This window comes from Anoxybacillus sp., assembly GCF_036834105.1.
Classification (GTDB): domain Bacteria; phylum Bacillota; class Bacilli; order Bacillales; family Anoxybacillaceae; genus Anoxybacillus.
Genome location: NZ_DAITON010000085.1, coordinates 1 through 10,229, shown reverse-complemented (window position 1 = coordinate 10,229; position 10,229 = coordinate 1). Strand labels below are relative to the sequence as shown.

Below are 10,229 nucleotides of genomic sequence, written 5' to 3'. Positions count from 1 at the left end.
GCAGAAAATCAATAAAAACTTAGGGTGTGTCTTTAAAACTTTTGACAATACCACAAATCAAATAGGGGTGGTTCATATGAAATTGTACACAAAAACAGGAGATCAAGGGCAAACAAGTTTAGTTGGTGGGAGAGTCGATAAAAATCATGTGCGTGTGGAGGCGTACGGAACGATTGACGAAGCAAATTCGGTCATCGGCTGGGCGATGACGTTATTGCAAGATGAACAGTTTTGCGATATTTATCAAGAATTGCAGCGCATTCAACATGAACTGTTTGATTGTGGCGGCGATTTAGCCATCGTTGGTGGGAAAATACCGTACAAAGTAAAACCGGATATGGTCGCGTTTTTAGAGGAACGGATCGATGCATATATTCAACAGGCACCGCCGCTTGAACGATTTATTTTACCAGGGGGATCGCCGCAAGCTGCGGCGCTGCATATGGCGCGTACGGTCACGCGACGGGCGGAACGTTGTGTTGTCGCGCTTATGAAGCAAGAAAAAACGAACGACGTTGTTTTGCAATATATGAACCGTCTATCGGACTATTTGTTTGCTGTTGCGCGTGTCGTGAACGCCCGATTACATGTAAAGGATGTAGAGTATGAACGAAGCGCCATCGTGTTTCGTGACAAAGAGGAAAAGAAAGGGGAATGATGATGCGCCGTTTTACCTTTCTTGTTATGTTTGTTAGTTTATCCGTTATCGGTTCGCTCATCAAAATTCCGTTTACGATTGGAAGTATTGCGCTAGATAGTGCGCCTGCCGTTGTTGCTGCATTTTTACTTGGCCCAACGGCAGCCGCGCTTGTCGCGTGTATTGGTCATATTGTATCTGCGCTATTTGGCGGATTCCCGCTCGGACCTTTTCATTTGCTCGTAGCTTGCGAAATGGCCGCCCTTCTATATATCGTTGGCTTGCTCATTAAAAAAGGTTGGCTCGTTCGCAGCTATATATGCTTTTTTGTAGGGAACGCATGTATTGCCCCTTTACCTTTCGTATGGATCATTAGTCCGGCGTTTGTATTGTCTATTTTTCCGTCGCTCGCATTGGCTACTGGGGTCAATTTAGCAATTGCTGTCGTTGTTTCAAAAGCGTTGCAACGTGTATGGGGGGAGCGGCATGCGTGACGTATTATGTGTACCGCTTGACGAAAAGACAGAGCTTGTTTTTGCAGCGGATTGTTCCGGTGGGATTGGCTTAAAGCAACATGATGTTGTTCAAGTACCATACGATGTTGTCGGTTATTATGGGGCCCGCGTAGCGCTCATGGAACTTATGAGCATCGGTGCGATCCCGAAAGCGTTCATCATGCAAAATTTTGCGTCTGATGACGTATGGGAAACGCTTACTGCAGGAATTCAACAAGCGATGGAAGAGCTACAATTGTCGTTACCGATCGTAGGAAGTAGCGAGTCGAATATGCCGCTTATGCAATCGGCCGTTGGCTTCGTTGTTGCTGGAACGGTAACAATAGATCGTAAAAAAATAGGTGTGACACCGGGTGATGCTTGTTGGGCGGTCATCGGTGAGCCTCTCGTTGGCGAAGCCGTTATGAAAAGAAAACATCGTGTGCTACCGCTTGCGCTTTTTCGCGAACTTTTGCAGCTAGATGGTGTGTATGAAATGATTCCAATCGGTTCAAAAGGGATCCACCATGAATGGAAACTCGTTTGTGGCGATCGGCCTATTCATTGTTCTTTACCGCTTCATGCGTCTGCTGGTCCCGCCACATGCGTGTTAATGAGTTATGATCGCAAACAAGAACGATTGCTCCGGTCACTCGCTCAAACACTTTTTTATCCAATTGTAAATAAATTGTAAAGTATTACTTTTCGTTGTTCTAACCGTTCACGTTTTCGCATACAACATATATGGTTATCGTGAACGGGAGGGAATGTGCAATGGAAGATATGATGAAGCGTGTACTTGTTGTTGTTGGTATGGCAGCTTGTATTCACTTATTGTTTCTCGTCGGTTTAAACAACTAGAAAAAGAGAGAAATGTGCTATATAATGTAGAACAATACGAGAGGGGGAGAGAAAGATGTTAACAGATTACCATAATCATTTAGAGCGTGGGACGTTGACGCTCGATTATTTAAAGCAATTTACGGACGAAGCAGCGCGAAAAGGCATTGAGCATTTCGGCATTTCCGAGCATGCGTATCACTTTTATCAGACGAAAAACATTTTATCGAACTCGTGGATTGAAGAACGCCGCTATTATGATATGGCTGATTACGTTCAGCTGTTTCACGAAGCGTGGAATGCGGGAATAGATGTAAAAATGTCGATTGAAATGGACTACACGCCGGGAAAGCATGACGAAATGGCGCAATTTATTCGCGCTTACGATTTTGATTATGTCATTGGTTCAATCCATTGGGTGGATGACTTCGGCATTGATTTAGCTGAGTTTCGAAAGGAATGGGATCGTCGTGATGTATACGATACATATCGAAAATATTTTGATCAAGTCGTTACGCTAGCCGAGTCCAATTTATTTGACATTATAGGTCATTTAGATTTAGTGAAAATTTTTAAATATGTACCAGAAGATGAAGAGTTTTTGCTTGAGCAATACGACCGTGCAACAACAGCATTAGCAAATTCGAAAACGTGTGTGGAAATTAGTACAGCAGGATTGCGGAAACCTGTCGGGGAACTATATCCTGATCCGCGCCTGTTGCAAATGTGCTACGATAAAGGCATTCCGATTGTCCTATCTTCTGATGCGCACGTTCCGCAAGATGTTGGCGCTGATTACGACAAAGCGGTTGCCCTTGCGAAAAAGGTCGGTTATACCGAAATTATGACATTTTCGAAAGGGGAACGGAAAGCCGTTCCACTTGGATAAAAAAGGTTCAGCTCAATGGCTGAACCTTTTATACTTCCAATTTTTTTACAACATCGATGTCCTCAATGCTTTCAAGCGTGTCAACGAGTGCATCATCAAGTGGCTTATCGAGCGAAAGCATCATAATCGCTTTTCCTCCCGCTTCTTGACGACCAACTTGCATCGTGGCAATGTTTACTTGGTGGTCGCCTAAAATGTTTCCGACTTTTCCGATCATTCCTGGTTTGTCGTGATGTTGAATGTACAATAAATGTCCTTCCGGAGCAAAGTCGATCGCAAAACCGTTAAAATGGACGATACGATCCCCATAATGGGCAATATGCGTTCCTTTCATCGTAAACGTTTTGTTTTCACCATATACCGTTAAAGCAATGCTATTGTTATAGTCATTCCCGTTTGCTGAAAATTTTTCGCTAAAAGCAATGCCTCGTTCTTTTGCAATCATGGCGGCGTTTACTTCATTGACGGTTGAAGCAACGCGCGGTTTCAAAAATCCGGCCAGCAAACTGCGCGTAATAAACGTCGTTTCTAAATCAGCAACCGAACCGGAATACGTAATAGCTATTTCTTGAACAGGTTCGCTCATATATTGCGACGCAAGTATGCCCATTTTTCGAGCTAGCGTGTAAAACGCTTGAATTTTCTCATACACATCTTTTGAAAGCGTCGGTAAGTTAATAGATGACGTAACGGGTTTACCTTGTAAAAATTTTAATACTTCTTCAGCCACTTGTGTTGCTACGTTTACTTGCGCCTCTACAGTAGACGCTCCAAGATGTGGAGTGACGATGACGTTATCGAACGAAAGAAGCGGATGATCCCCCGGTGGCTCTTGTTCAAATACATCGAGGGCAACCCCGGCCACATGTTTATTTTCTAAAAATGGGATAAGCGCCTGTTCATCAATGATTCCCCCGCGGGCGCAGTTAATTAAGTACACCCCTTTTTTCGTTTTTGCTAAATTTTTTGGACCGAGAAGTCCTTTCGTTTCTTTTGTCAGCGGCGTATGTACAGTAATGATATCCGCCTGTGCAAGCAACTCATCGAGCGTACAAACGTCCACGCCAATTTTTTCTGCTCGTGCCTTCGTTAAAAATGGATCGTAGACGTGAACGTGCATACCAAATGCCCGTGCGCGTTTCGCTACTTCCGAACCGATTCGTCCGAACCCGATAATGCCTAAATGTTTTCCGAACAACTCGACACCGACGAAAGCGGAACGATTCCATTCACGTGATTTTACTGAAATGTGCGCTTGTGGAATGCGGCGCACTAACGAAGCCATCATCGCAAATGTATGTTCCGCTGTAGAAATGGTATTGCCGTTTGGAGCGTTAATGACGACGACGCCGTATCGTGTCGCTGCATCGACATCAATGTTGTCAACGCCGACTCCAGCCCGCCCAACAATTTTTAAATTCGACATTTTTTGAAGTAACTGTTCTGTTACTTTCGTTGCGCTGCGAACGAGCAAGGCATCAAATTGATGAAGCTCTTCTTCTACTTCGTTTACTTTTTTTTGCACTACTTCAATGGTTGGATGAGCGAGAAGAGGGGCGAGACCTTCTTCGCTTATCGCATCTGATACTAAAATGCGCACCACAAACATTCGCTCCTTTCAAACAACAAGTTTTTAAATTTCTGATAATTTAACATAACGATATACACGTGTCAATAACTTTCGGAAAGGTCATACAAATGAAAACGCTTTTATGTATAAACGTTCGGAAAAAAGACAAAAAGCTGGCTTATCGCCAGCTTAAAAAAATGGAAGTTATTTATTTTGCTCGTTGTAGCGTGCAATGCACTCGTCAATGAGTTTTGCAGCCGCTTCAGCACCTTCCCACGTGCCAATTTCTGTTTTCTTGCCTTCTAAGTCTTTATAGCGTTCGAAGAAATGGGCAATTTCTTTTAATTTATGTTGTGGAAGATCTTCGAGGCTACGTACATCAGCGAAGCGAGGATCATCGACAGGAACGCCGATTAATTTCGCATCTTCTTCGCCACCGTCTACCATGTTTAAGTAGCCAAGCACGCGCGTTTCGATAACGCAACCAGGGAATGTTGGATTTGTTACGATCACTAAAATATCGAGCGGATCACCATCTAATGCAAGCGTGTTTTCTAAATAACCATATTCCGCAGGATAAAACATTGGTGAATACAAAACGCGATCAAGCTTGAATACGCCGCGCTCTTTGTCATATTCATATTTGTTTTGGCTCCCTGTTGGAATTTCAATAAACGCTTCAACAACTTTGTTTTCAAACGCCATGCCAAATTCCTCCTTCTTCATTATGTATACTTTTTTATTATAGTCGATTGGACAAGTGGTGACAATGATTGAGGAAAAGAAAAGGGCAAGCTTCCCGCGAAGTTTGCCCCTCGTTGTTTTTTATTCAAACTTATTTGGATCGCCGTCAAATGGCTCGTCCGCTACTTTGATTGAGTCGGTTGGACAGCCTTCAAACGCGTCCATCATATCGTCGATTAGGACGTCTGGCACTTCGACGATTCCTTGGTTGTCGTCTAATGTGACGTACGCAATACCTTCATCGTCGTAGTCGTAAATGTCTGGCGCAGCTGCTCCGCAAGCACCACAGGCGATACATGTTTCTTTGTCAACAATTGTGTACTTTGGCATACAATGACCCTCCTTAATTATATGGAACCAACCACTTCATATGAAACGTTGGAAACGTATTCCTCACACTTTTATAATAAATGTGTTCCGGTAACTTTTCAATAAAAAACTCCATTGAAAATGCTTATCAGTACGTAGTTTCCCCTCACATCTTCCCGCTTAATCTGGTAAAATGAAAGAGAAAATGGAGTGAATGTTTCATGTTGCAACATATCGTTTTATTTTGTATCGATCGTTTTCGCGGCGAACGGTCTATTGCTGCGATCGATCACTTGCTGAATGGAAAAAAAACAGCGCAAACATTACAAGACAGTAAATGGTATGGCGTTAGCCGCTTATTCGGAACCGTACCGATTGAACGTTCCCGTTTACTTCATGTAGCGCGCGAGTTAGAAGAGAAAGCATTCGTTTATCAAACGGGGGAGCATATATATCGCATAACGCCAACTGGGAAAGAGGAAATTAGACATTTTGTTCTTCCTTCTTATGTCGATGGCTGGAAACATATGAATGAATCATCATCGTTTTGGAAAAGACTTTCTTTGCTCGTTCAGGCAATCGCTAACATCGTTCATCGCACTTCTTTTGAGCCTGTTCATCGAGATGAGTCCACTCAATTGTTTGTTAAACGATGGCTGTTTCAACATAAACATATACCGACGACGGCTCGGTTACTATATCATGAAATGAACGAACTGCTGAGCGGTGTTGAAGAAAAAGAGGCTAACATCTTTGTTTGGCGTCTGACGACTCATGCTCGCATCGGCTGGACGAACGAACAAATTGCTTACGCTATTGAAGAAGAAGATGTTACTGTGCTGTTATTGTTTCAAAATGTGCTTCATTATATGCTTGACATGACGGAAAAGGAAAAGGAAAAGTTCCCACTCTTATATTCGTTGCGGCAACAAAAGCGCACACAATTGACAAGTTCAGCTGAAAAAACATGGGCATTATTGAAAGAAGGGTATTCGCTTGAACAAATTGCACAGTTGCGTCGACTGAAAAAAGGAACGATTGAAGATCATATTGTAGAAATCGCAACATATGTGCCATCGTTTGTGATCACGCCGTTTTTGGAAGAAAATAAACGTACACGTATTATTCAGCACGCCCGTCAATTACAAACGAACAAATTACGGATGATTAAAGAGGCGCTCCCTGATGCGTCTTATTTTGAAATTCGCCTCGCATTGGCAAGATGGGAGAGGGAAGATGTTTGATATATTAAAGAAGCGATTCGGTTACGATTCATTTCGTACAGGACAGAGAGAAATTATTGAAGATGTGCTAAACGGATGGGATTGTGTTGCTATGCTTCCGACCGGAGGAGGAAAATCGCTTTGTTATCAGCTTCCTGGCTACATATTAGAAGGTAGCGTGTTAATTATTTCCCCGCTCGTGTCACTTATGGAAGATCAAGTACAGCAGTTGCGAAACCGTGGTGAAAAACGAGTTGTGGCGCTCAACCGTTTTCTTTCTTATCGCGAAAAACAAGACGCATTGCGCGAATTACCATCGTACCGTTTTATTTACGCTTCGCCAGAAATTTTACAGTCCCCTTTGCTTATTGAAGCGTTAGCGCGTATACATATTTCGTTGTTTGTTGTAGATGAGGCGCATTGTATTTCGCAATGGGGTCACGATTTTCGTCCTGATTTTTTAAAGCTTGGTCTTCTTCGGCAGACGCTTGGCGATCCCCCTTGTCTCGCATTAACGGCAACAGCTACACGTCAAGTCATTGAAGATATTGTAACGACGTTAAAACTTAAGCGTGTAAAACAGCATATATATCCGCTTGATCGCCCAAATATTTGTTTATACGTCCAATACGTCCATACTGTTGAAGAGAAAATCGAGGCGTTGAAAGAGCTCATTGCCTCTTTGCCTAAACCGGGCATTGTGTACGTGTCGAGTCGTCAATGGGCGGAAACGCTCGCGCGAATGTTACATGGGAAGCATCGTGTAAGTTATTATCACGGTGGAATGGATGGTGAACAACGTCTTCTCATCCAACAGCAGTTTGTTTACGATCAGCTAGATGTTATTTGTTGTACAAATGCTTTCGGAATGGGCATTAATAAATCGAATGTTCGCTTCGTTATACATTTTCATTTACCGACACAGCCGGAAGCGTATTGGCAAGAAGTCGGACGCGCCGGGCGAGATGGAAATGAAAGTATCGCCATATTACTATACGCGCCAGGGGATGAACAGCTCGGACAAGCGATGATTGATATGGAATTTCCAACTATAGAACAAATTGTACATGCCCTGCACGCTTTACGAAGTGGACAAAAGGAGACGGGGTTAACAGACGTACAACAAAGACTCGTTTTATATTGGTTTGAACAAATGAATGGGCATGAACATATACACGTACTAGCTAGGAAGCTATATCGTCGCATGGAACAAAGAAAACAAGAAAAAATTGCAAAATGTCAATTTATGAAACGATGGGTTGATGAACAAACATGCCGTCGTCGAGCCATTCTCTCATACTTCGAGCAGCAACCACTTACGAATGAACGTTGTTGTGACCGATGTGGTGCGCATGTATACGTCAATGACGAAGGCCAGCATACGCAACATATACAGCTGCGACCGTGGCGTGAAGAGCTTCGTTCGATGTTTGCGATAAGGGTGGAAAGCAGATGATTAAAAAACAAATAGATATTGCAAACCAAATAAGTGAGCGGGAAATTGTATACCATTTGTATATCACGCAGGCGCTTATTTTTCTTATTGCATTAGCATTAGGCTTATATTTATTTACACGAGACACATTTTTGGCGATATGGCAATGGGATGTACGGGAAATATTATTATATGGTGGAGGTTGCGCCGCACTTGTTCTTTTTGTCGACTTTTTACTGATTCGCTATGCACCTGAACATTGGTATGACGACGGGGGAATTAATGAAAAATTATTTCGTTCTCGTTCGGTTCCACACATTTTTATAATGACTGCTGTTATCGCTTTTTGTGAAGAGCTGCTGTTTCGCGGTGTCATTCAGACGCATGCTGGCTTGTTTTTGGCGAGTGTTATTTTTGGTTTATTGCACATTCGTTATTGGCGAAAGTGGCTTCTTCTTTTTGCGGTTGTTAGTTTAAGCTTTTGGATTGGTTTGATATATGAATGGACGGGCAACTTATGGGTGACGATTTTTGCTCACTTTTTCATTGATTTTATTTTGGCGTTACACATCCGGTATCGTGTGAAAGAGGTGAAAAGCGATGCGTGAAGACCAAGCAGAAAATTTACGTAAAAAAATGGAGAATATAAGTAATCAACAAGAGAGCAATGAATTTCATTTGCCACCACGTAGCCAAGTGCATAGCAAAAAGAAAAAAACAAAATGGAAAATGAAACATCCACTCGTTCGTATTCTCGCTCTTTTCTTCGTTCTATTACCTATCGCGATTTATAGTATGTATCACTTAGTTGAAAAGCGACCGATTCAAGTGGTTACGATCGATGACGAAAGCTATGAAACAGTTGATGTTGATCAACAAAAAGAAAAAGCCCCTCAACGAAAGCCGCTTGAAAACGAAGGAAAAGAAGAGGAACATGCGTCAGATGAAACGGAGCCGTCCTTTACGTATCACACTGTACAAGAAAACGAAACGTTATATAGCATTGCGATGAAATATTATGGAAATGAAAAAGGGATGGATCTCATTAAAGAATGGAATCATTTAACGAGCACAAAGTTACAAAAAGGTCAAGTGTTAAAAATTCCGAATATGGGCGCAAAATAGGTATACCACCCTACCGATGGACATACAATCGTAATAAAACACGATCGGTAGGGGTGGCTATGATTTTCCCGATAGATTTAGATGAAGTGACAAAGGTCATTTTACAGCGCATAATCGCTCATAAAAAAGAATGGGACGATATGAAAAAAAGAATGAAATGGTCATTTATTTTGTTTTTGCTTTCGCTTACTTTATTTGGATTATATATATATCAACATGTTGTTATCCCGAATCATACATCGATAGAACGAATGATCGGAACAATGATTGATGATGGACGTATTTTCTGGTTTGTTGCATTCGTGGGTTCGTTCGGGTGGCTTGTTTCGTTTTATAAAAAAAAGAGCGAAAAAGCAGAACAAGATTTTCATGCTCTTCGCTGTGAATTCATTCAAAAAAGTAGCGAATTGCTTCAAGAGGAGACGTGGAAAAAACGGCATCTTCTTTTTACATGGATGAAGGAAACGTACGATATTCAACTTTATCATGAACATAAATAGCTAAAAAATTTTCTTTCGGTCCCGTTCTTCTTTTAATATTTCAACAGCTTCGCGAAAACGTTGAGCATGAATGATTTCACGCTCGCGTAAAAAGCGTAAACCGTCGTTCAAATCAGGATCATCACTCATATCAATAATCCATTGATACGTTGCTCGTGCTTTTTCTTCTGCGGCGATATCCTCATACAAATCAGCGATGGGATCGCTTTTTGCTTGAATGTATGTTGCTGTCCATGGCGATCCCGCTGCGTTATGATAAAATAACGCATAGCCATGATTGACATAATGTTCGCCTAAACCTGCTTCTTTCAGCTGTTCAGGTGTAGCATCCTTTGTTAATTTATAAATCATTGTTGCAATCATTTCCAAGTGGGCGAATTCCTCTGTTCCTATATCTGTAAGTAAACCAACTACTTTATCTGGTATTGTATATCGTTGATTTAAGTATCGTAATGCGGCAGCC

Annotated in this window: 13 protein-coding genes; 9 read left to right on the top strand and 4 right to left on the bottom strand. The window is 42.1% G+C overall.

Translation table 11 applies throughout. From position 1 onward, the window contains the following. The first annotated feature begins 76 nt into the window (after positions 1 to 76). From V7Z64_RS09155 to V7Z64_RS09140, 4 genes are all read left to right on the top strand, one after another. Positions 77 to 658 (top strand): cob(I)yrinic acid a,c-diamide adenosyltransferase, encoded by a 582-nt coding sequence (locus V7Z64_RS09155; protein ID WP_297988049.1) that lies wholly within the window; start codon positions 77 to 79, stop codon positions 656 to 658. Between the two features lie 2 nt (positions 659 to 660). After that, complete coding sequence (locus V7Z64_RS09150) at positions 661 to 1,131, top strand: ECF transporter S component (RefSeq protein ID WP_297988051.1); 471 nt, start codon at positions 661 to 663, stop codon at positions 1,129 to 1,131. Continuing rightward, positions 1,124 to 1,825, top strand: coding sequence for an ATPase (locus V7Z64_RS09145; RefSeq protein ID WP_297988053.1), 702 nt, complete (start codon positions 1,124 to 1,126; stop codon positions 1,823 to 1,825). The genes V7Z64_RS09150 and V7Z64_RS09145 overlap by 8 nt, the downstream gene beginning before the upstream one ends. A gap of 222 nt (positions 1,826 to 2,047) precedes the next feature. After that, complete coding sequence (locus V7Z64_RS09140; RefSeq protein WP_297988055.1) at positions 2,048 to 2,860, top strand: histidinol-phosphatase; 813 nt, start codon at positions 2,048 to 2,050, stop codon at positions 2,858 to 2,860. Positions 2,861 to 2,888: 28 nt separating this feature from the next. On the opposite strand, the gene serA is transcribed toward V7Z64_RS09140, so the two are convergent. The 3 genes from serA to V7Z64_RS09125 all read right to left on the bottom strand — a co-directional run bounded on the left by serA (position 2,889) and on the right by V7Z64_RS09125 (position 5,504). Continuing rightward, positions 2,889 to 4,463: a phosphoglycerate dehydrogenase gene (serA, locus tag V7Z64_RS09135; protein ID WP_297988057.1), complete on the bottom strand. Its 1,575-nt coding sequence runs from the start codon at positions 4,461 to 4,463 to the stop codon at positions 2,889 to 2,891. Between the two features lie 171 nt (positions 4,464 to 4,634). Beyond that, the gene (locus tag V7Z64_RS09130; protein ID WP_003394446.1) at positions 4,635 to 5,135 is read right to left on the bottom strand and encodes an inorganic diphosphatase; all 501 of its coding nucleotides are present in this window, start codon (positions 5,133 to 5,135) and stop codon (positions 4,635 to 4,637) included. Between the two features lie 120 nt (positions 5,136 to 5,255). Further along, positions 5,256 to 5,504, bottom strand: coding sequence for a ferredoxin (locus V7Z64_RS09125; RefSeq protein ID WP_003394452.1), 249 nt, complete (start codon positions 5,502 to 5,504; stop codon positions 5,256 to 5,258). A 200-nt stretch (positions 5,505 to 5,704) separates the two neighbouring features. Between V7Z64_RS09125 and V7Z64_RS09120 the strand changes: the two genes are divergently transcribed. The 5 genes from V7Z64_RS09120 to V7Z64_RS09100 are packed head-to-tail and all read left to right on the top strand — an operon-like array spanning position 5,705 to position 9,766. Next, positions 5,705 to 6,727 (top strand): helix-turn-helix domain-containing protein, encoded by a 1,023-nt coding sequence (locus V7Z64_RS09120; protein ID WP_297988075.1) that lies wholly within the window; start codon positions 5,705 to 5,707, stop codon positions 6,725 to 6,727. Further along, positions 6,720 to 8,162: a RecQ family ATP-dependent DNA helicase gene (locus V7Z64_RS09115; protein ID WP_297988077.1), complete on the top strand. Its 1,443-nt coding sequence runs from the start codon at positions 6,720 to 6,722 to the stop codon at positions 8,160 to 8,162. The genes V7Z64_RS09120 and V7Z64_RS09115 overlap by 8 nt, the downstream gene beginning before the upstream one ends. Beyond that, positions 8,159 to 8,749 carry a CPBP family intramembrane glutamic endopeptidase gene (locus V7Z64_RS09110; protein WP_297988079.1) on the top strand — a complete coding sequence of 197 codons (591 nt, stop codon included), beginning with the start codon at positions 8,159 to 8,161 and terminating at the stop codon, positions 8,747 to 8,749. Before V7Z64_RS09115 ends, V7Z64_RS09110 begins: the two co-directional genes overlap by 4 nt. Further along, complete coding sequence (locus tag V7Z64_RS09105; RefSeq protein ID WP_297988081.1) at positions 8,742 to 9,266, top strand: LysM peptidoglycan-binding domain-containing protein; 525 nt, start codon at positions 8,742 to 8,744, stop codon at positions 9,264 to 9,266. Before V7Z64_RS09110 ends, V7Z64_RS09105 begins: the two co-directional genes overlap by 8 nt. Positions 9,267 to 9,325: 59 nt before the next feature. After that, positions 9,326 to 9,766, top strand: a complete 441-nt coding sequence (locus V7Z64_RS09100; protein ID WP_297988083.1) for a YpbF family protein — start codon at positions 9,326 to 9,328, stop codon at positions 9,764 to 9,766. On the opposite strand, the gene V7Z64_RS09095 is transcribed toward V7Z64_RS09100, so the two are convergent. Next, the coding region (locus tag V7Z64_RS09095; protein WP_334110157.1) for a manganese catalase family protein at positions 9,767 to 10,229 on the bottom strand (463 nt) is incomplete at its 5' end.